Origin of the sequence: Pseudomonas sp. PDM01, from assembly GCF_014852325.1 — a bacterium.
Classification (GTDB): Bacteria; Pseudomonadota; Gammaproteobacteria; order Pseudomonadales; family Pseudomonadaceae; genus Aquipseudomonas; species Aquipseudomonas migulae.
Window position 1 is genome coordinate 623,048 of sequence record NZ_JACVBK010000003.1, and the last position, 20,460, is coordinate 643,507.

Sequence of the window (20,460 nt, forward strand, 5' to 3'; positions counted from 1 at the left end):
GTCATCAGAACTGAAAGTACAGAAAGGGTACGGCTTCACGGCTCGCGATCAACGCAAACGAAAGCAGGAACCCCGCCACCGGCCACAGAGCCGTGACCGGAACGAATAAGGCGTGACGGGCGAACCGCTGCTCGACACGGCGTTGCAAAAGCGGCGCGAGGATGCACACCACGCCGAGCAACGCTGCCAGCCCATGCACCGGGCGCAGGGTCACCGCCAGCGCATCGCCCAACGCAAAGCCATGCAGGCCAAACTGCCCGGCATACATTGTCATCGCCGAATGGAAATCCGGCGCGCGGAACAGCGTCCACGCGAGGAACACGAACAACAGCGTCAGGCTGTGCGAGAGCAATGGTGGAATGTTTGGCAAACGGGAACGGGACCAGAGGCGATCAACGCACAATGCGACCCCGTGCGCCGAACCCCACAACAGGTAATTCCAGCTGTCGCCGCCGTGCCACAAACCGGCGATGGCCATGGTCAGGAACAGGTTGCGATAAGTCTTCCACGCAACGTTGCGGTTGCCGCCAAGTGCGATGTACAGGTAATCGCGCAGCCAACTCGACAGCGACAAATGCCAGCGCCGCCAGAAGTCCTGGATGCTGCTGGCCAGGTACGGCCGGTTGAAGTTTTCCGGAAAGTGAAAGCCCAGCATCAGGCCCAGGCCGATGGCCATGGCACTGTAGCCGGCGAAGTCGAAAAACAGTTGCAGGGAGTAGGCCAGGCAGCCAATCCAGGCGTCGACAAAGGAAGGGTTTTCCAGGTGGAACGCGACATCCACCAGCGGCGACAACGTGTCGGCCACCAGCACTTTCATGCACATGCCGATCATGAATCGACGCGCACCGAGGGAGAAATTCTGCCAGCTGAAATACCGCTGCGTCAGCTCTCGGCGCACCCAGTCATAACGAATGATCGGGCCGGCAATGGAGTGGCCGAACATGGAAATGTACGTGGCGTAATTGATGAAACTGCGCTCCACCGGCACGGTATGCCGATGCACATCCACCAGATAGGAAATCGCCTGCAGCACGATGAACGACAGGCCCGCCGGCAGCGCCACCCGCTGCCATTCCAGCGGCATCGCCCCGTAATACGTGATCAGTTCACTCCAGGTCCCGGCGAGGATGTTGGCGTATTTGTACCAGCACAACACCGCCGTGTTGAACACGATCAACGCGATCAACAGCCGCACTCGCCCACGGGAGCCGTCCGGTGCGCGGGCCACCAGCAGGCCGCCCACCCACGCCACAATCGTCAGCACGATGTGCAGCGTCAGGAACAACGGGCTCAGCCAGCCGTAGAACAGCCAACTGCCGAGCAACAGGATGACATTGCGCCAGGCCGGTCGGCCCAATGCGTAGACCAGCAGAAACGCTGGCAAAAACAATGTCAGGAACTCTAATGAGGCGAAGACCATGGCGGCGCAGAGATCCGATCAGTGGGACAACGAGTCCGTGGCGTTCAACAGACGCGGTCCTGCGGCCGACGGCACCAGCAGCACGCTGTAGCGCTCACCCGCTTTGAGTTCCCCCAGATCCAGCGGCCCGCCGACGTTGGCGTTGGCGCACACCAGTTGCACCGACAGGCTCACCGGGTTGATCGAGCGACGTTGCAAGCTGTCGACCGGCACCGCTTTGAACAGGTCGGCGGTACGCCCGGCAGGACGCAGACTGGCGTCGGCGCACGAAGCGTCGACGTTGAAGAACGCCAGCGATGCTTTCAGGCCGTTGAAGTCATCCGGCTGCTCGCGCACGGCCACTTGCTTGATGCCAGTGCCGTCCGGCAACACCAGTACGGTCGCGAATTCACCGGGTTCGACTTTCAAATCCATGGCCAGTTTTTGCGCACCGCTGACCAGGCTGCCCTTGATCGGACTGCTGGCCTGCACCGGGAAAAACAACGATACCGGTGCGGCCACTTCAAGACGCAGCGGCGGTTGGCCGGCCTGAGCGATCACGTCCAGCGGCGCGATGCCGGTGTTGACGAAGCGGATGAACGCCGAATCTTCGGCCGGGCCGGTGGGGTACAACGCCACTTCGGCGTGGGCCAGCGTAGTGATCGACAACACCGGGACGGCCGCGAGCGCCGCGAACAGCTTGATCATTTCTTGGCTTCCTTGACGGCCGGGGCTTCCAGCAGAGCCTTGCTGATGTCAGCACTCCAGGTTTTGTAGCCCGGCGCGGTCAAATGCTGACCGTCCACCGTGGCCCATTGGCCCGGCTTGGAGAACTGCAGCGAGTCGATGTAGCTGCACGGCGCCACGTTGGCGGCGAGGAACTTGGAGGTCATCTCGACCCGGGCAAACGTCTTGCCGTACTTGCCGCCTTCGGTGCCCCAGTTCGGGCCGACCCACGCGCAACGGGTGCCGTTGGCCGAGATTTCCTTGGTCAGTGCAGTGGTCTGCTGCCACAGCCAGGCTTTGGGGAATGCCGGTTTGGTGTAGCTGGCCATGGTATCGCCCATGACAATCAGCACCAGGTCCGGTTTGTCGGTGGCCAGCAATTGGCTGATCGGCAAGGTCGCTGCTTTGCCGCCCAGCACCACGGTTTTTTCCGTGCCACGGCGCTCGGCACCACCGCAGGTGCCCGGCGTGGCTTTGAGCCAGTCACCGGCGTTGGCGCCGCAAATACCCAAGGTATGCACGGTCGCACCCTGGGCAACCAGGCTGTCGTGCAGGGAGGAAATCAGATAGTCAGGCGTTGCCAGGTGGCTGTCGCCAATCATCAAAATGGTCATGCCTGCCAGAATCGATACTGCCACGGTGCAAACTCCTGCTGCTTAATTCGAATAAGGGGAACGGTAAGGGCTGACCGGCATCGCCATGCGACCGGTGAAGTCTTCAAACATGTACCGCAGGTACAAACCACCGGTGAATTGCTTGTAGTCCCGGGCGTTGTCCAGGCCGAAGCTGCCGCCCAGGAAGACGTTGTCGCCAAAACGGTACTCGGCGGCCGCATTCAGGTTGTAACCGACGCCTGTCTTGTTCTGTCCCGAGTACTGGGTCGGCACAATGATCCCGGCCGCGGCGTACTGCTGCGAGACCTGACTCAGCACGCTCTGCATGTCGTTGTCGTTCGGGAAGTACGGCGTCGCATCCTGCTCGATGTGCTGTACGCCGACCGAGCCCTTGATCGAGTAACTCAAGCGATCGGTGCGTTGCGACCAGCCAATCGGCACGCCGATGGAAAAGAAGTTTTGCGGGCTGAAGTAACCGCCGTTGCCATAGGTGAAGTTGCCCTGGTTCTTGTCGTAGCTGATGCCGGTGAGGCTCAGGCCGGCGGTCAGCTGACGGCTGTCGTCATTGAGCAAGTACCAATAGACACCGGTGCCAGCCTCGGCACGGCTGTTGGATTCGACGTGGTTGCCCACCAGTTTGTGCAGGCCACCGTAGCCATAGACGCCGTAATCGCCATTGTCATAGCTGAGCTGCAAACGCCCGCCATTGGCGGTGACGCCGCCCCATTCCAGGCCACTGCGGGCGTCTCGCGCACCGGCGAAAGACACCAGGCTGTCGGTCACCGGGCGCCGCGACAGGCTCAGGCCGTAGCGGAAATCGCTGCCTTCGGTGAACGAGCGATCAATGCTGATACCACCGACCACGGTGCTGTAGAGGAAACCCATGGGGCTTGCGCCCAGATCGGTTTTCAGCCCCAGCGACGGGTTCTCGTAAGCCACGGCCAGGCCGACACCCGTGTCCTTCTGACGTCCGATCGGGCCGCTGATCTGATTACGCAGAAAATCGGTCTGGACCGGGTCCGTGTTGTTCGCCAACTGGGCTTGCAACGCGGCCATCTGCTGCTCATTGAAACCACCGAAGCGCGACTTGGCAGGATCACTGATGCCACCGGCGTTCAGCGACACCGGCGTAACGCGCAGCGCCAGACGGTCATCACCCAGCGGCACACTGATTTCCAGCGGCGTTTCGACGTCGGTGATTTTGCTCAGGCCCGACTCGCTGTCATTGCTGCGGATGGTCACGCCTTGAGTGACACGCGGGCTGCGTTCCTGATCAATCTGGTCCAGCGCACTTTGCATCGCCTGGCGGGCTTCTGCCTGCGGGTCTGCCGGCTTGGCCGGGGCCCGCGCGGGTTGCACAGCGTAAGCGCCAGCGCTGCCATTGCTTGCCAGGGCATTGGATAGGGCCGGCTCGGCCTCATCCGCCGCCTGCGCAACTTGCACCTGCGCGGGCGCCGGAATTTGCGACAGCGTAGCCTCGGCCAGCCGCGATTGACTGCGTTGGCCGGCCTTGCCCACAAACGGGTTGGCAGCCACGGTCCCGGCAAACGGATTGGCGTCTTCCTTGCTCGGCGCTTGCAGCGCCAGGGCGCGCGCATACAGCTGCGCGGCCTTGGCGTTCTTGCCTTGGGCACGATACAGACTGGCGGCGGTGGCGAGGATCGGCGCATCGTTCGGCGCCAGTTCCAGCGCCTTGTCCATGGCTTTCTCGGCGCCGCGATAATCGCCGGACTGATTCAAGGCCTGGGCCATGCCGATCTGCAGCTGCGGATCGTTCGGCGCCTGGTCGAGCAGCGGTTGATACAGCTCGATGGCTTTTTTGGCGTTGTTGTTGGCCAGGTACATGCGCGCCAGCGCGCCAACCGCCAAGGGGTCATTTGGACGCTGAGCCAGGGCCGGCGCGAGCGTGTCGTAGGCCGCCACGAGGTCGCCCTTCTCACGCAACAGATCGGCCTGACGCACGGTGTAGAGGTACAACAGTTGGTCGTAGCTGCGCTGATCCGCCGCCGCCAATGGCTGGCTCTGCAACTCGTGCAGGATCTGATTGACCTGCACGTCGTCACCGGTCTTCAGCAGCACGCCGGCGTACGCCAGGCGCAGCGACGCCGACGGTGTGCTGCTTTGTGCCATGGCGCTGCGCAGCATCGACAACGCGTGTTCGGTATCACCGGCATCGACGTACGCCGAGGCCAGCATGCCCAATGATTCGGGTTTGCCGTTGGCGGCCAGTTCGGCACGACGCAGCAACGTGATGGCCTGGCTGCGGTCACCTTGTTTGGCCAGGGTAGAGGCCTGGCTGGCCAAGGATTGCACTTGAACCTCGTTGGCCAGTTGTTGCATCGCCGTGCTGCGCTGGCTCACCGGGATACGCTCGAGCGTGCTTTGCGCGTTCGACCATTCACCCAACTGGCTCGACAGCAATGCGCTGACGTACAGCGCATCAACGCGCTGCGGATCGGCCTTAAGAAGCTCCGCCATGGTCTGCCGGGCTTTGTCCGGGACCTTCGCTTGCACATACAGACGCGCCAGGTCATAGCGCGTCCAGACATTTTGCGGGTCGTTGCGCACGGCTTCCTGTTGCGCGGCAATCGCGCCGTTGAGGTCGCCGCTGCGCTCGGCATTTTTCGCCTGGCCGACCGCGACGGCGGCACGCAATGGCCGCAAATCGCCAAGGCGTTTTTGCTGGGCCGGGTTCAGCCCTTCGATCATTCGCAACCCTTGGCTGGCCTGACCGTTTTGCGCCAGCACGGTGATCAGCCCCAGCAGGGCCGCAGGGTTGTCATTGTCCAGGGTCAGTGCCTGACGATAGCTCGCCTCGGCATTGTCCAACTGGTTCTGCTCCGCTTGCACACCACCCAAAGCGACATAGCCTTCGACTTGTCGCGGCTTACTGGCGATGGCCTGTTGCAACAGGCTGCGCGCCCGCACCAGGTCATGGTCGGATTTGGCCTTGTCAGCCTGGCCCAGCAGATCCCAGTAGCGATTGCTCTCCAGCGCCGCTTGCCAGCGCGGGTTACCGCCACGGCCGGCGGCACGCTTGAGCAATTCATTGGCGTCGCTCAAGCGGCCCTGACGCTGACGAACGATCCCCAGGCCGCCCAACGCGTCGGCGTCCTGCGCTTGTTCTTTGAGTCGTGCCAGAAAGGCTTGCTCGGCGACATTCAGCTGGTTGTCCTGAAGCGCCTTGAAACCGCGTGCCAGGTTCGGATTCTGCTGGGCAGCCACGGCAGCCGTGCCACGGCTGTTCATTTGCGTGCGAATCTCGGCGTCATCCGGATTGGCCTTGAGATAGTCCTCGAACAGCGGGATCTCCGCCGCTCGTGGCGAACCCAGCCACACCAGCCCCTCGCGCCAACTCTCGGTAGCCTCACCGCCCAGTTCGGGCAAGGTCGACAGCTGACCCAAGCGACGAATACCGTCGGTACGGGTCGCCTCGTTGCGCAGCAGCAGCTTGGCCAACACCAGTTTGATCTTGGCGTTGTCCGGGCTCTGTTGCAGCAAACGCTCCAGGCCCTGGCGCGACTCGGTCCAGCCACCGGTCGAGTAACCGAGGTAGTTGTAGAACTCCAGGCCCAGCTCCCCTTGAGGTGCCTTGTCCGCGAAGATCTGCCGATAAATCGGCATGGCCTTGTCCAGTTCGCCCGCCGTCGCCAGCAGGCGCGCCTGCTCCAACTGATCGAGATTGTTGCCGCTCTGCAAGGCGATGGCCTGTTCCAGCAGCAACGTTTGCGATTCACCGGGATGGGATTGCTTGAGCTGATCCAGGTAGCGATTGGCGCCAGCAGGACGGTTGGCCTTGAGCTCCAGCAAGCCCAGACCGTAAATCGCATCGGCTTGCTGCGGATCGATCAGCAGCAGTTTTTTCCAGGCTTCGGTGGCCCGGACCTGGTCACCTTGTGCCTGCCAGTATTGCCCCTGTTGCAGCAGCGCCTTGCCGGCGCCATTGAGCTCGGCAAAGCTGCTGCTGTGGATCAGGGCGGCGAAAACCCCGAAGGCTATGGCGTGACGGCGCGCTGGCATTGCTTCTCCCACATCGGTTGCAACTTCCCGTGATCGAGGAAGTGGTAGCGGTTGTCCATGTAGCCCAGCGAAAACAGGCTCAGTACAAAAAAGTAATAGGGTGGCTGCTTTGCCTGGACCGCTTCGGGGGTCAGGGTCTGGGCCATCAATTGCTGCACGCGCAAGGCCTGTTGCTGTTGCAGCGACGCATTGCCCAGCGCTTTGAAATACGGCAGCAGCGCGGCGGAAAAACCGAACGGGCCGGCACCGCTGCGCTGACCGCTGAGCACCTGGACTTTCTCCGGCGGCACACCGTCGGCGAGCGTGGCGGCGAGCATGCCGCCCAGGCTGCCGAGCAGCGGTTTGCGCAGCGGGTCCTTGACGGGCATTACGCCCGCCCACAGGTACGTGCGGATCGCATCGTAACTGCCCAATTCACCCTTGACCGGGTCGACGATGAACTCGCCCTTGCCCGGCCCGGTGCGGCGATAACTGACCCAATCGGCAACGAAGCCTTTGTAGCTGACGGCCTTGATCAGGGTCGCGGTGTTCGTGGCGATTTCCGCCCACGGTCCGTTGCGATCGATGTCGGCGAATCGGCGCAGCACCGGAATCGGCAGATAGCTGGGGTTGAGCTGCCACAGCTCGGGTTTGTCGAGGTCGGGTTTGATAAATCCGAATTTTCCCGGCATCAGCATTTTGCCCAGCCCTGGCAGGTCCTCGACCTCCTGGGTGACAACGTTGTGCAGGATCTGGCGCGCTGCCTGGGTGTAGGCGTCGCTCTGCCAAAGTCTTCCGGCTTCGAGCAACGCGTAGGCGAACCAGAGATCGGCGTCAGACGCCGAATTGCTGTCCAGCAGGCGCCATTGGCCCTGCTCGTCCAGGCCCCAGAACCAACCCGGCAGATTGTTCTTGATATCGCCTTGGGCGAGGTTGTCCTGACTCCAGCGCCACAGCTTGTCGAAGGTGACCCGATCATTCGCCACCAGGGCGAAGAACATGGCGTACGACTGACCTTCAGACGAGCTGTGACGTTGCGGCGTGCTGGCGTCCAGCACACGCCCGTCGGGTTGCACAAAGTGCTCGACGAACGTCTGCCACAACGGCCAGGTCGATGCCTCGCAACGTTGCGCCTGGGCGGTGGCGGGCAGCAGCCATGCCAGCAGCAGCGTCGACAGCGCGATCACGGCGGCACGGCACGGGCGTTTATGGGCGAAGGCGGGCACGCTCATCACACGTCAAGACGTCGTTTGGCGCGGGCACGCAACGACACGTACGCCAGACCACTGAGCAGCACGATGGCCAGCCCGGTCAGCGCAAACATCCAGCCCACATGCCGCGACAACATCCATTGCACGTACTTGAAGGGGCCGAGTTCGCCGACGTAGTACTGCTCGTCCGCCACCAGCGCTTCGATGGATTTGCCGCGAACCACCACCAGGCTGCCCTGGATCGACTGGGTGTACTCTTCGCCACCGACCAAGGCTTTGGTCGCTTCGGTGAGGCCTTCCGGCCGGTCGCTGGCAATCACCACGACGCTGCGACCGCTCTTCAGCGGCGACTCGAAACCGGTCAGGTACGTGCTGCGCTGACCACCGGAAAACGCCATGGCCAGCCGCGCCTTGCGCTGGTTGGCATCCGGGTCGGGGCTGAACCAATCCCGTACGCGCATGGGCAAGTCGGACAGTTCGAAACGTTGCTGGCCGTCATTTCCCGCCGCCGGCAGACGGTCGGCCCACTGGGTCAGCAACGGCTGGTTGGCACCGGACGCCAACACCAGCAGATCCTTGTCGGCAGCCGCAGCGACCTGCGCCGCTTGCGTCACCTGTACACCGGTGGCCGGGTAACCGGTGGACTGACCAAACCGTCCGAGCACCGTGAGGTAGGCATCCAGGTCAGTAGCCCCGGCGTTGTCCGGCAGCACCACGGCGGTTTGCGACAGGTCGGCAAGGCGGGTGAACGGGAAGCCTGCATCCTTGAACACGCCGAGGTTGGGCATGGCCATGAAGTGGTCGTAGCCGCGCAGGTCCAGGGTCGATTCCGGGTCCACGCTGCCGCGCATGTTGTCGATGATGATGTCGCCGCACTCGCCCTGTTTGATGTAATCGAACATGTAGCGCAGTTGCAGACGCGATTGCAGGGCGACCGAGTTCAACGGCAGGCGCACACGAACTTCGCGGGCCAGGCTGTCGTTGGTCTTCAGCGCGCTGAGCACACCGCTGTCGAGTTTGTCCTGGGACGGCAGGTTGCGAGACTGAATCAGCCCGTCGTTGAAGCTGACAATGAACGACGAGTTGGAGGATTTCTCTTGCGGGGTGTAGCGGTATTTGAGGTCCAGCGGTGCGCCTTCGTCGCGCCAGGTGAACAGGTCTGGCGGGAAATTCAGCGGCACGGTGATCTCGCCGGGGTTGTAGCCGGCGACATTCAATTGCTTGGCCGCAATCAACTCACCCAGCTTGACCGGACGATCGGTGGGCAACCAGTTCGGTGCATCGTACGGCTTGCGTGGCTGCACGTTGTCGAGATGGTCGATCACCACGCGGCTGCCCGACAACGCCTGACTGCCCAGCACCAACGCCGTCGCGGCGCGCTTGAGTTCCGCCCCGTCGCGACCGGTGATCACCAGCAATTTGCCGTTCGCATCGTTGGGATTGCTCATCAGCGTCAGGGTCGGCCCTGTCGCCGCCGGCAGCGTCAAACCTCCGAGTTGCAGTGCATCAGGACCACTGAGCAGCACCACGGCATTGCCGCTGGCCGGCAGTTGGTTGAAGCGCGAGGAAAACACCGCGCCGCGATAGCTGGCCTGGGCGCCGAACCACGACGACAGTGCGCCGGCGGCTTCCAGGGTGTTGTTGTCGGGTGCAGCGGCAAACACAAACGGCAAGCTCAGCTGACGCGCATCCCGACGGTCGAAAAACGGCAGTGGCAGGATCGCCAGATCGTCCGGCAAGGTCAGTGGCGACACTTGGATGTCGAGCTGACTGTTGTTGCTGATCCTGGCCCACAGGCTGGAGTGCTGCGGGTCTTCGCAACTCATCGAATAGTGGCCGACGAACTGCAGGCTCAAACGGTTGAACTCGGTGATCAGGTGAGCGGGAATCTCCACCACCTGTTTTTGCATCGCCCCGGCGTTTTCCTTGGGCAACGGCAGGCTGGCGGCCACCTCATCGTTGACCATCACGTTGATCTGCGAAAGGTCGGCCAACAGCGCAGGGGAGTAGGTGTATTGCAACGTCAGGTGCGCGCCGGTCACGATCGCATCGGCGCGCACGTCGAAGTTGACGCTGTCGGCGGACTCGACGCCGCGCAGGGTCATCGGATAATTCCGGCCCAGCTGCTTGAGCGTCAGGCTGTAGTTGCCGGCACCTGCCGTGGCACTGGTCACCGGCGCCGTTTCGGCGAACGCCGCGACACCACTCCCCAACGCCAGCAAGGTGCAGGTCGCACGAGCCAGAACACGGCGAACGCCGCGCAGGTTACCGACAGCGAAAGACTTCGAGTTCATCACTTGTCCAGAACGTTTTCTAAGAGGGGTGGGGGTGGACGACGGTTGCGCAGCCAGGCCCGCGCTTCCAGGACCGTGGCCTTGAAGAGTTCGTAGATACCGCGCAGGCCAATGGCACTGACGTCACGCAACGCCACCAACGGCGTGTCGACCTGACCGCTGCCCCAGGTCGACGCCCAGGTGTCGGCGCGCGAGAAGGTCAGGCGCACCAGTTCGCTTTGCTGGCGCAGTGTCAACTGATCGAACTGCGCGCCCAAAACGGTACCGCGACTGAACACAATCACTGCCGGGAACACGCTCAGGTGTTGATTGCGAAACAGCGAGATCTGCACCCGCTCGCCCTGGGGAACCGTCACCCCGTCAGGCAAACGGAAGCCCAGGCCTTTTTGCGAGAAATCGAGAGTGGTGCCTTCGATGACACTGCCGTCGGCACGGGTCAGGCGCATCGGCAACGCCGCCGCAACCCGCGGCTCGGAACGCATCTGCCGGGTTTCACTGGCCACCGCCACCGAGGCGCTGGTGATGATGATGTTGTAAACGGTCCAGGCCAGGTTGATCAGGATCGTGGTCGCCGCATCGTCCGCGCCCTCCATCAGCTTCACCACACCGATGATCATGCCGACGACGTTCAAACTCAGCAGGATGATGTAGGGGCGCGCCAGCTTCCATTCGAAGTACTTCTTGTCGATGATCCCGCCCTTGTCGGTCACGTTGAAGCCGCCGAACTTGGGATTGACCAGCGCCATCAGCACCGGGCCCATGATGTACCAGGCCAGTACCGTCTCGTAGACCTCGTTCCAGAACGAATGGCGGAACCGCCCCTGAATACTGGAGTTGGTCAGGCTGGCGTGAAGGATGTGCGGCAGCACATAAGCGGTAATCATCAAGGCCGAGGCGTGGTAGATCCGCGCGTCGAAAATCAGAAAGGCCAGCGGCGCGGTGAGGAACGCCAGACGCGGCAAACCATAGAAAAAGTGCAGCATCGCGTTCACGTAGCACAGACGCTGGCCCAGGCTGAGGCCTTTGCCGAACAGCGGGTTATCGGTGCGAAAAATCTGCGCCATGCCCCGTGCCCAGCGAATCCGCTGGCTGATGTGGCGCGACAGGCTTTCCGTCGCCAGGCCCGCCGCCTGAGGAATGGCCAGGTACGCGGTGTTGTAGCCGGCACGGTTGAGTTTGAGCGCCGTGTGGGCGTCTTCGGTCACGGTCTCGACGGCCACGCCACCAACTTCCAGCAACGGTTCACGGCGGATGACGGCACAGGAACCGCAGAAGAACGTCGCGTTCCACAGGTCGTTGCCGTCCTGTACGAGGCCGTAGAAAAGCTCACCTTCGTTCGGAACGGAACGGAAGGTGTCGAGGTTTTTTTCGAACGGGTCAGGGGAGAAAAAGAAGTGCGGCGTTTGCAGCATCGCCAGCTTCGGATCCTTGAGGAACCAGCCGATACTCACCTGCAGGAAAGAGCGCGTGGGCACGTGGTCGGCGTCGAAAATCGCCACGAACTCGCCACTGGTGACCTTCAACGCTTCATTGAGGTTGCCTGCCTTGGCGTGGCGGTTGTTGTCACGAACGATGTAGTTGACGCCGATCTGCCCGCAGAACTCGCGGAAGTCTTCGCGGCGCCCGTCATCGAGGACGTGCACGCGCAGCTTGTCGCGAGGCCAGTCGATGGCCTGAGCGGCGAAGATCGTGACTTTGACGATATCCAGTGTTTCGTTGTACGACGGGATGAACACATCGACCGTCGGCCATTCACTGGGCGGGCCACTCATCAATATCGGTTTGCGGCGCAGCGGCCAGGCGGTCTGGATGTAACCGAACACCAGCACGATCATCGCGTACAGCTCGGCCATGACCAGGCCGTAGCCAAACAGCATGTCCAGCCAGCCTTCGAAACCGAGGGTGGACGTCAGCCGCCAGTACAGGTAGCGCAGGGATGCCGTCAGTGACAAACCGATCAGCACCATCACCGTCAGGCGCCCCGGAATCTTGCGCAGTACCAACGCGGTGGCGAAGCAACCCGCCGCAAAGAGGCACTGCGAATACAGATCGAACGGCACTGTGATGATAAAAACAGCCATCAGCGCGCACATCAGCGTGACGCCGAGGATCAACGCTCGACGCAATGCCTTGGGCAAACTGTCTACGCGTTCGGACAGCGCCTGCGCCCAACGCTGCGATCGCGTCAGGGCTTCGGTATCGGGAGCTGAGGCTGTAATCACGAAGCGTACGACTCCGCGATATCCATCGATTTCAATTGCACCTTGAGCGTGTCACTCAGGACTCGCATGTCTCGGCAGGCTGGGGAAAAGCCCGGTTCCAGCAACGGGTTTTGACCGTACGCCAACGCCTCGCCGATGCTGTGATCCAGCGCCACGGCCCCCAGCAGATCGTTACCGAGACGGCGCTTGAGCACCTCTTGCATATCCCGGCAAAACGCTCGGGAGCCGTCGAACTGATTGATCACGTAATTGCACTGCGGGGCCTGCCCCCGGGCCTTACGTTCGTCGAGTAAGCGCTGCATCGGGTCCAGCGTCAGGAAGCACGCGGCGTCGGCGGTCACCACCACCAGCACCTGATCAGCCACCATCAAGGCCTGGTCCAGGTAAGCCGTACGACCCGGTGGTGTGTCGAGAATCACCACGTCGTTTTCGCCCAACGCCATGTTCTCCAGCTGACGGGCCAACCAGAATCGATCGTTTTCCAGATAGCGTTCCAGCGTCCGGCGCTCATCTTCAGTGACCGCACCATAAGGCAGCAACAATGAGCCTGCCGGCCCGGCCAACAGCAGTGAATTCCAGTTTTCACCCTGCAGGCTGGCGTTTGCCATGCCCGCCACATCCGGCTCGGCACCCAGGTGATGCTGCAAGGCGTTTTGCGGATCGAGGTCGATGGCCAGCGTCTGACCGTGCTCAACCCGCAACAGGGTGGCCAGCGCCGAGGCCAGGGTGCTTTTGCCAACACCGCCCTTGCCCGATATCAGCGCGATGACATGCGCCTTGGTTTTGCTCGGACGGCCATGAGGCAGCACCTGGCGCAGCGCCTCTTCGTTGCGTGCCTGCGCTTCTGCCTGACGCGCCAGCGCGACCTCGGCCAGTAAATGGCGAAGCGGCGCAGCAACCTGGGGGATTTTGACGGGCGGCAGTTCAGCCTCGTCATGGAGCGCGCGCTCGACCGGTGCGGCTTCAACCACCTCGGCAGCGGCCTCAGGGGCTTCAATCACCACGGACACAGGCGTAGTCGGCACCAGCGCCAACGGCTTTTCTTTGTAGTCAAAATGGCTATCGAATTCGAGATAGCTGTCCGCACTTGCCCCGAACCTGTTGAACAGGTTCGATATATCGTCTGTACGATTCATAGACTGCCCGAGGCGCTTACTGAGATAGAACACGAAGCTCGTGACGGTCCGTCGAGGTGAGCCACTAAAATGATATCGTCAATATTTTGAACTACACTAGCGTAATACTTAATCGCGATCAAAATTATTTTTTAATCGCCATTTTTTTGACTTGGCGCTGTTTTTTTGGCTGCTTATCTATGCATGCATTCACCGAAAAAACGGCTCGACCGGACGGCGCGCGATTATCCACTCAAGCCTGAACGACCGCTCATTTTGGCGCCGAATGGCAGGCTCATTCAGTCGCTGACAACATCACGAACACGAGTAACAACGGAGCAATAAGCGGACCATTTACCCAGGCAATTAACGAACAGCCGTTTAGTTGTTTCGCATATATCTTTTAAATCAATTAGTTACTTAGTTCATAAGCATGTTTTGCCACGGCCTGACATCAAGGCACCGCTCCGTTGGCTATGCTGCTGACAGACCTATGCCGGTCATTCATGGGGGATGCTCAATGTTCTACGTGCAACGCAATGCAGACGGCCAACTGATGCGCGTGGAAGCCGAGGCCTATGCCGGGTCGACCGAAATACTCCCGGCCGACCACCCCGATCTTCAAGCCTGGTTTGCCAGCGAAGTCATGGCGACCAGCCACAAGCAACTTCAGCAAATCAAACAACTCAAGCAATTGAGGCAAAGTGACCTGGACATGATCCGGGTACTCGACGACTTGATTCAGGTGCTGACCGATAAGGGCGTGATCCGCGTCACCGACCTGCCGGCCGCCGCACAGGCCAAACTGATGGACCGGTCACAGGCCCGGGAAGCGTTGGGTGGGTTGAGTAATCTGGTGGATGAGGATGATTCGGGGTTGATCTGATCCAACCTTTGTCGTTGTCTGTACTGGCGCCATCGCCGGCAAGCCGGCTCCTACAGTGTTTACCGGGTTGTTCGCGATGGCGATCTTCAGATCTGATCACTCCCAGGGCTTCGGCTCACCAAACAACTGCCCCTGCACACCGTAAATCCCCATCTCGCGGATCACCGCCAGCTCCCCGTCCGTCTCGACCCGTTCGGCAATCAACGGCAAGTCGATGCTGTGCGCCGCCCGCTGAATCGCCTCGATGAACAAACGCTTGTCGCTCTCCTGATCAATCGCGCGGATGTAAACGCCGTCGATCTTCAAATACGCCAACCCGAGCCGTGCCAGGTTGCCGATCATGCTGAAGCGCCCGCCAAAGTGTTGCAGGCTCAACGAGAAGCCGAGTTCACGTAGCCGTCGTGTCAGCTCTTCCAGCTCAGCTTGCTCTGGCAGTTGTTCCTCACCGATTTCCAGCGTCAGCCGCGACCCCAAACCGGAATGCGCCCGCAAAATATCGAAGAGTTGACTCAGCGCCTGCGGATTGGCCAGCGTCGCCGAGGACAGGTTCAGCGCCAACGACGCTTCATGGTCGGCCATCTGCTCAAGCACCCGCTCCAACATCAGGCGGTCCAGGCGCGCGGCCCAGCCGAAACGCTCAAGCCACGGCAAGAACCGGCCGGCGGGGATCGCCTGGCCCTGCTCGTCGATCAGGCGCGAAAGCACTTTGTAATGCAGCACCAGCGTCGTGTCCTGGCTGGCCACCACCGGCTGGAAATACAGCTCGAAGCGCTGCTGACTCAGCGCCAGATCGAGCAAGCTGTGCCAGGCATGATGATCATCGCCGACAGGGGCCGACGTTGCGCGGTCCAGGCACACCCACCGGGAATCGCCCTGGCCTTCAGCCTGCGCCAGTGCCTGATCCGCCAGCCCGAGCACCGCTTGCGGGGCGTCGCCATACACAAACGGCGCCAGCCCGATGAAAGCCACGGCGGCCACGTCGGTGGCGCCGGTCGCATGCAGGGTGACCAAGGCGCTGTCGAGGTTTTGCGCCAGTTGCAGCGCTTCTGCGCGCAGCAATCCCGGCGCCAGCACGGCAAATTCACCACCACGGATCCGCGTGACAAGGTTCAGCGTTTCGGGGTATTTGGCGCACTCGCGGGACAGTTGCTCGCCGACCGCTATCAACAAATCATCGGTGTGTTGACCACCTAGGCGCTGATTCAGCCCGGCGAGGTCCTTGACCCGTAGCAGCAGCAAATAACCCGAACTCGCCTGCTCCGGATTGCTCACCCGCGCGTTCAATTGCATCTCGAAATAGCGCCGGTTGGCCAACCCGGTCAGGTTGTCCTGATAGGACTCGGCGCGCAGTTTTTCACTGCGTTCGGCCTGCTCCTGGAACAACGCCTTGAGCTTCTCGACCATCTGGTTCATGGCCTGTACCACCCGGCGCAATTCAGGTGTGCGCGGCAGGTCCGGCAGGCTGAGGAATTCGCGGCGGGCAATGGCGTGGGATTGCTGGACCATGTAGTCCAGCGGTTTCAATTGCCGACGCAACAGCAACGCCCCCAGCGCCGCACTCACCGCGCCGCAAAGCAGCAACCAGCCGAGACTGCCCAGTGCGCTCTGCCAAAGCTTGGCCAGCGCGAACATCGGATGGCTGACCACTTCGACCCGCGCAGCCTGCTCCCAGCCACGGCTGACAATCGCATCGCCACCCGCCGGTTCCAGGCCGATCAGTTTGATGAACCAGTCCGGCACATTGGTGACCGCCGGGATGCCATTGCGTTCGACCAGCGTCTTGTCGTTCGACAGATCGACCACGCGGATGCTCGCGTAATAACCACTGTCGAAGATCGAGCTGACCAGCAGCTCGACCATCGCCGGGTCATCGATGTTCGGCGTCAATGACAGTGCCAACGCCGTCGCGGCGTCCTGGGCGTGGGAGCGCAACTGGTTGACGTACTGGGTGCGCGAGCTCTCGAGGCTGACCATGAAGCTGCCGGTGAAGGCGACCACCAGGAACAGACAAATAGCGATCAATAGCTGTTTGAACAAAGACATCTGAGCGCGTGCTCCTAGTTAATCGTTTCGACCGGGAATCCTTCCGCCTGCATTTTCTTCAACACATCCTGCCAACGGGACAACCGCTTGGTATCGCCCACTTTCTTGTTGCCCTTGGCACCCGGCAACCACAAGCCTTCGGCATTGAAAGCGTAGACCGGCAACAGATCGGTACGTTGGCTGGCGGGCTTGATCGCGTCGATCAGGCTATCGAGCACCAGCGGCATGGCGTCGGGGCTGGCGTAGTAGGTCAGCACCATGTGCGCGCGATTGAGGCTCAGGGCCTTAACGTAAGTAATGCGCAACTTGTCACTGGAAACGCCGAGGCGGCGCAGGCTGAAATACTTGGCGATGGCGAAGTCTTCGCAATCACCGGCGCCTCTCCACAAGGCTTCGATCGGGGTTTCCCAATAATCGACCTCGTGCCACAGGTCGATGTCCTCTTCATAGCGCATCTGTTTGTTGAAGAATTGGTTGACCACATTGAGCTGGTCCAGCTCACTGAGTTGCTTCTGCGTCGCCAACAATTGCTGCCAGGCATCGATGCGCTGCTGACCCTCGCCCAATGGCCCGTACAACGCCTGCGCCCGACGGCTGATCAGGGAAAAATCCCAGTCGGCGTGCAGGCCGCCCGAAATGACACCGGCCAGCAGCAACGCGCAGCACAACCAGCGCAAGGTCCGAGGGATCGCGAAACGTGCCGCCAATGCGAGGCATCCAGGGTGGGCAGGTGGAATCGATTGATGTTGAAGGTTAGCCTGTTAAATAACAATGGCACGGTGAGATCACTGCGGGCCGACTAAACTTGAAGTGTGACCCTGTGTGCGTTTGACAACCTGTCAGGCAGTCACTAGTGTCCTCTTGGATCCAAATTATCTCAGTCATTCAGGGTGCGTTGTAGTGACACAGAAGCCCAACCCTCTCAGCAGTATCAAGGTCAACGGGCCGATTCCCGCGCATTTGGCCCGCTCGGTCATCGAAGAGACCCTGCGTGCCGCCATTCTCGATGGTCGCATTCCTTGCGGCACGGCCCTTCGCCAACAAGACCTGGCCGACCTGTTCGGTGTCAGCCGCATGCCGGTCCGTGAAGCCTTGCGCCAGCTCGAAGCCCATGCACTGCTTAACGTGGTCGCCCACAAAGGTGCGGTGGTCGCGCCACTGGTTCAGGGCGACGCCGTCGAGACTTACGCATTGCGCATCCTTCTGGAGTCCGAAGCCCTGCGCCTGTCGATCCCCTTGCTCACCAACGAAGACTTCGAGCAGGCGGCCCGCTACATCGACGAACTGGAAACGGAACACGACTACACCGAAATCGGCCGGCTGAACCGCCTGTTCCACATGTCGATGTATTGCAAGGCGCCTAACCGTCGGCTCTTGAGGCTGGTCGAAGACGGCCTGAACGAAGAGGAACGTTTCCTGCGCTTCAACCTGGAAGCCATGGGCCTGGGCAAACTGTCCCAGGAAGATCACCGTGCGCTGCTGCGGGCGGTGGAAGACCGCGACATCGAGCGCTCGGTGAAGCTGCTCGAACATCACCTCAACCGAGGCGTCGAGGTCATCACCCGCTATCTCGAAAGCCCCGAAGCACAAAGCAGAAAAACCTCGAAATAAATCACCCCGGCAACGGCGCGAGCAGGTCGACCTGCTCGCCCGCGCTTGCCGCGCCTGCACATCCTTTCTGCCAAACCCGCCCCTTGCACTGACCCTAGACGCGTCGGTGATAGCGGCTGCCTTGATTTACGCTCACTCTTGGGCTGCCAACGAATAACAAACGGGCGACGCACCGCATGAGCGGCGCAGTCCCCGCATCAAGAACCTAAGGAAGGAGTCTTGCCACGGGAAAGGAAGCATCGGCGTCCCGGCCAACTTCCCCCCCTCAAATCACACTAACGATCACCCTTAGAAAGTTGCTTCGAGTGAGGCATTCACTCTTTATTTCGATTTCGACTTATATAAGCCGAAAGGAGCAACTACGCCCAAATAAAACTTATTCAAAAAGTCTTATTGGAACTTGTCACGCCCGAAAAAGTTAAACTTTAAAATAGTATAAAAATAACTTGCCCAGCACTTTATTCGTGTATTAGTTTTTCTCCGCCACTACTGGCTACTGGCTGCAACCCTTTAGCCATAAGACTTATATGCAACTAATACCGATCAATTCATTTGAGGCACCCGCTCGCCATCAGACTTTTTAAAGCACTCATTACTTATTGATCACACCTCACTTCGGACCACTTATAGGCTCGCCATGAAATCGACTAAAGACCGTCTTAATCAGAAGAAAGCAGAACTTAGCGCGCACCCGATTTTCTCTGAAATACATTCGCTTTCGGTACTTCAACGCTTTATGGAATCCCATGTGTTTGCGGTATGGGATTTCATGTCGCTGACCAAGCGCCTGCAACAGGAGCTGACCTGCGTTCAGTTGCCCTGGCTGCCGCCGAGCGATCCGCAGGCGGCGCGCCTGATCAACGAGATAGTGCTTGGTGAAGAGTCCGATGATCGTCCGGCCCACGGCCATTACAGCCATTTCGAGTTGTACCTCGATGCGATGCGCGAAGTGGGAGCCAGCACGGCCGTCATCGAACGCTTCGTGGCGCTGCAGCAAGAAGGCGTGAGTTATGACGTGGCATTGCAGAGCGTGGACGTTGACCCGGCCGCTGCGCAGTTCGTGCGCCACACCTTGCACACCGCGCTGCATGCACCCGGCCACAGTGTTGCAGCGGCATTTTTGCACGGTCGCGAGAGCGTGATTCCGCAGATGTTCCAGCGGATTCTCGACGATTGGGGCATCGGTATCGAGCAGGCGCCGACCTTCCGTTACTACCTGGAACGGCACATCGAAGTCGATTCCGAAGACCACGGCCCGGCAGCGGAAAAACTCCTCGCGCGATTGGTCAATGGCGATCCGCAACGCGAAGAAGACGTCTACGCCAGCGCCCTCGCCGCCGTGGAAAGCCGCATTGCCCTGTGGGACGGCCTGCGCCTGAGCATGAGTGAGCCGTTGGCGGAGGTGAACGCATGAACGCCGCCGACTACCAATCCTTCGCCGACGCCTGGGAAAGCCGCGCGACCATCCGCACCCGACCGCGCCGCGTTCTGGAGAACGACGAAAAGCTGATCTACCCGCTCAGTCGCCAACCGCTGGTATTGAGTGAAACCTTTCTGCGCGAATGCCCGGAGCAACGGGATTTCGCCCTGGTGCAGACGCTCTACAAATTCATCAACGACGTGGTGATTTTCGAAACCGAGATCGTCGACAAAACCGCGCGCAGCATCGCCAAGAACCGCTTTGCCGTGGCCTTCCCGTTCGCCTGCCGGTACGACGCCATGACCGTGGTGGTGGACGAGGATTACCACGCGCTGGTGGCGATGGATTTCATGCAGCAAACCGTCGCCATGACGGGCATCACACCCATCGGCCTGCCGGATGAAATCGAACTGAGCCGGGCGATTCCGGCCGCCGTGGCACTCGCACCGGAACACCTGCGCAGTGCCGTGGAGTTGATCTGCGTGGCCATCGCCGAAAACACCGTCACCGGGGATGTGGCGGCGTTTGCCAAGGACGACACGGTCAAGCAATCGATCAAGGGTTTGATGGCTGACCACCTGCTCGATGAGGGTCGTCACTCCGGCTTCTGGGCGCGGCTGGTGCGCATCTACTGGCACACCGCAAGCGAAGAAGATCGCCAATGCATCGCGCAGATTTTGCCGGTGTTCATCGGCCATTACCTGACCAACGACATTCAGAAGTCGTTCGACTTCCGCCTGATCGAGTCTTTGCAAATCAGCGAAGCCGCGCGCGCCGCACTCAAGCGCGAAGTGTCGGGACTGGCCTTCCCGATCAACCGCCATCACCCGTTGGTCGCCAACATCGTGCGGTTTTTCCGCAGCAGTTCGCTGCTCGATTCGCCGTGCGTTCAAGAAGCCCTGAGCGACTACCTGGTTTAA

Annotated in this window: 14 protein-coding genes; 4 read left to right on the top strand and 10 right to left on the bottom strand. The window is 60.9% G+C overall.

The window, feature by feature from the left end; all coding sequences use genetic code 11:
- Window positions 1-4 precede the first annotated feature (4 nt).
- The 8 genes from IB246_RS10695 to bcsQ are packed head-to-tail and all read right to left on the bottom strand — an operon-like array spanning window position 5 to window position 13,601.
- Window positions 5-1,420: an MBOAT family O-acyltransferase gene (locus tag IB246_RS10695; RefSeq protein WP_008039617.1), complete on the bottom strand. Its 1,416-nt coding sequence runs from the start codon at window positions 1,418-1,420 to the stop codon at window positions 5-7.
- 18 nt (window positions 1,421-1,438) lie between these two features.
- Window positions 1,439-2,107: an alginate O-acetyltransferase AlgF gene (locus tag IB246_RS10700; protein WP_008039616.1), complete on the bottom strand. Its 669-nt coding sequence runs from the start codon at window positions 2,105-2,107 to the stop codon at window positions 1,439-1,441.
- The gene (locus IB246_RS10705; RefSeq protein WP_050562986.1) at window positions 2,104-2,727 is read right to left on the bottom strand and encodes an SGNH/GDSL hydrolase family protein; all 624 of its coding nucleotides are present in this window, start codon (window positions 2,725-2,727) and stop codon (window positions 2,104-2,106) included. The genes IB246_RS10700 and IB246_RS10705 overlap by 4 nt, the downstream gene beginning before the upstream one ends.
- A 54-nt stretch (window positions 2,728-2,781) precedes the next feature.
- Window positions 2,782-6,759 carry a cellulose biosynthesis protein BcsC gene (locus IB246_RS10710; RefSeq protein ID WP_008039613.1) on the bottom strand — a complete coding sequence of 1,326 codons (3,978 nt, stop codon included), beginning with the start codon at window positions 6,757-6,759 and terminating at the stop codon, window positions 2,782-2,784.
- Window positions 6,735-7,970, bottom strand: a complete 1,236-nt coding sequence (gene bcsZ / locus IB246_RS10715; RefSeq protein WP_008039611.1) for a cellulose synthase complex periplasmic endoglucanase BcsZ — start codon at window positions 7,968-7,970, stop codon at window positions 6,735-6,737. The genes IB246_RS10710 and bcsZ overlap by 25 nt, the downstream gene beginning before the upstream one ends.
- Complete coding sequence (bcsB, locus tag IB246_RS10720) at window positions 7,970-10,243, bottom strand: cellulose biosynthesis cyclic di-GMP-binding regulatory protein BcsB (protein WP_008039609.1); 2,274 nt, start codon at window positions 10,241-10,243, stop codon at window positions 7,970-7,972. Before bcsB ends, bcsZ begins: the two co-directional genes overlap by 1 nt.
- The gene (gene bcsA / locus IB246_RS10725) at window positions 10,243-12,465 is read right to left on the bottom strand and encodes a UDP-forming cellulose synthase catalytic subunit (protein WP_008039607.1); all 2,223 of its coding nucleotides are present in this window, start codon (window positions 12,463-12,465) and stop codon (window positions 10,243-10,245) included. Before bcsA ends, bcsB begins: the two co-directional genes overlap by 1 nt.
- Window positions 12,462-13,601: a cellulose biosynthesis protein BcsQ gene (bcsQ, locus tag IB246_RS10730; protein ID WP_032832499.1), complete on the bottom strand. Its 1,140-nt coding sequence runs from the start codon at window positions 13,599-13,601 to the stop codon at window positions 12,462-12,464. Before bcsQ ends, bcsA begins: the two co-directional genes overlap by 4 nt.
- Before the next feature lie 499 nt (window positions 13,602-14,100).
- Between bcsQ and IB246_RS10735 the strand changes: the two genes are divergently transcribed.
- Entirely contained in the window at window positions 14,101-14,466 is a 366-nt protein-coding gene (locus tag IB246_RS10735; protein WP_008039604.1) for a hypothetical protein, read from the top strand.
- Window positions 14,467-14,562: 96 nt separating this feature from the next.
- Here the strand turns inward: IB246_RS10735 and lapD are convergent, their stop codons facing one another.
- Entirely contained in the window at window positions 14,563-16,509 is a 1,947-nt protein-coding gene (lapD, locus tag IB246_RS10740; RefSeq protein WP_008039603.1) for a cyclic di-GMP receptor LapD, read from the bottom strand.
- 14 nt (window positions 16,510-16,523) lie between these two features.
- Window positions 16,524-17,216: a cysteine protease LapG gene (gene lapG / locus IB246_RS10745; protein ID WP_008039602.1), complete on the bottom strand. Its 693-nt coding sequence runs from the start codon at window positions 17,214-17,216 to the stop codon at window positions 16,524-16,526.
- A 193-nt stretch (window positions 17,217-17,409) separates the two neighbouring features.
- Here lapG and IB246_RS10750 point away from each other — a divergent pair, with 193 nt between their 5' ends.
- The 3 genes from IB246_RS10750 to IB246_RS10760 all read left to right on the top strand — a co-directional run bounded on the left by IB246_RS10750 (window position 17,410) and on the right by IB246_RS10760 (window position 20,460).
- On the top strand, window positions 17,410-18,120 hold the full coding sequence (locus IB246_RS10750; RefSeq protein WP_008039600.1) for a GntR family transcriptional regulator: 711 nt from the start codon (window positions 17,410-17,412) through the stop codon (window positions 18,118-18,120).
- A 637-nt stretch (window positions 18,121-18,757) separates the two neighbouring features.
- On the top strand, window positions 18,758-19,534 hold the full coding sequence (locus tag IB246_RS10755) for a DUF3050 domain-containing protein (protein WP_008039599.1): 777 nt from the start codon (window positions 18,758-18,760) through the stop codon (window positions 19,532-19,534).
- Window positions 19,531-20,460: a diiron oxygenase gene (locus IB246_RS10760; RefSeq protein WP_008039598.1), complete on the top strand. Its 930-nt coding sequence runs from the start codon at window positions 19,531-19,533 to the stop codon at window positions 20,458-20,460. The genes IB246_RS10755 and IB246_RS10760 overlap by 4 nt, the downstream gene beginning before the upstream one ends.

Bases quoted from the DNA above. Each gene is read 5' to 3' on its own strand.
- IB246_RS10700 (WP_008039616.1), bottom strand. From the start codon at position 2,107: ATGATCAAGCTGTTCGCGGCGCTCGCGGCCGTCCCGGTGTTGTCGATC.
- lapD (WP_008039603.1), bottom strand. From the start codon at position 16,509: ATGTCTTTGTTCAAACAGCTATTGATCGCTATTTGTCTGTTCCTGGTG.
- IB246_RS10705 (WP_050562986.1), bottom strand. From the start codon at position 2,727: ATGATTGGCGACAGCCACCTGGCAACGCCTGACTATCTGATTTCCTCC.
- bcsZ (WP_008039611.1), bottom strand. From the start codon at position 7,970: ATGAGCGTGCCCGCCTTCGCCCATAAACGCCCGTGCCGTGCCGCCGTG.
- IB246_RS10755 (WP_008039599.1), top strand. From the start codon at position 18,758: ATGAAATCGACTAAAGACCGTCTTAATCAGAAGAAAGCAGAACTTAGC.
- IB246_RS10710 (WP_008039613.1), bottom strand. From the start codon at position 6,759: ATGCCAGCGCGCCGTCACGCCATAGCCTTCGGGGTTTTCGCCGCCCTG.
- IB246_RS10735 (WP_008039604.1), top strand. From the start codon at position 14,101: ATGTTCTACGTGCAACGCAATGCAGACGGCCAACTGATGCGCGTGGAA.
- bcsQ (WP_032832499.1), bottom strand. From the start codon at position 13,601: ATGAATCGTACAGACGATATATCGAACCTGTTCAACAGGTTCGGGGCA.
- IB246_RS10760 (WP_008039598.1), top strand. From the start codon at position 19,531: ATGAACGCCGCCGACTACCAATCCTTCGCCGACGCCTGGGAAAGCCGC.
- IB246_RS10695 (WP_008039617.1), bottom strand. From the start codon at position 1,420: ATGGTCTTCGCCTCATTAGAGTTCCTGACATTGTTTTTGCCAGCGTTT.
- bcsB (WP_008039609.1), bottom strand. From the start codon at position 10,243: ATGAACTCGAAGTCTTTCGCTGTCGGTAACCTGCGCGGCGTTCGCCGT.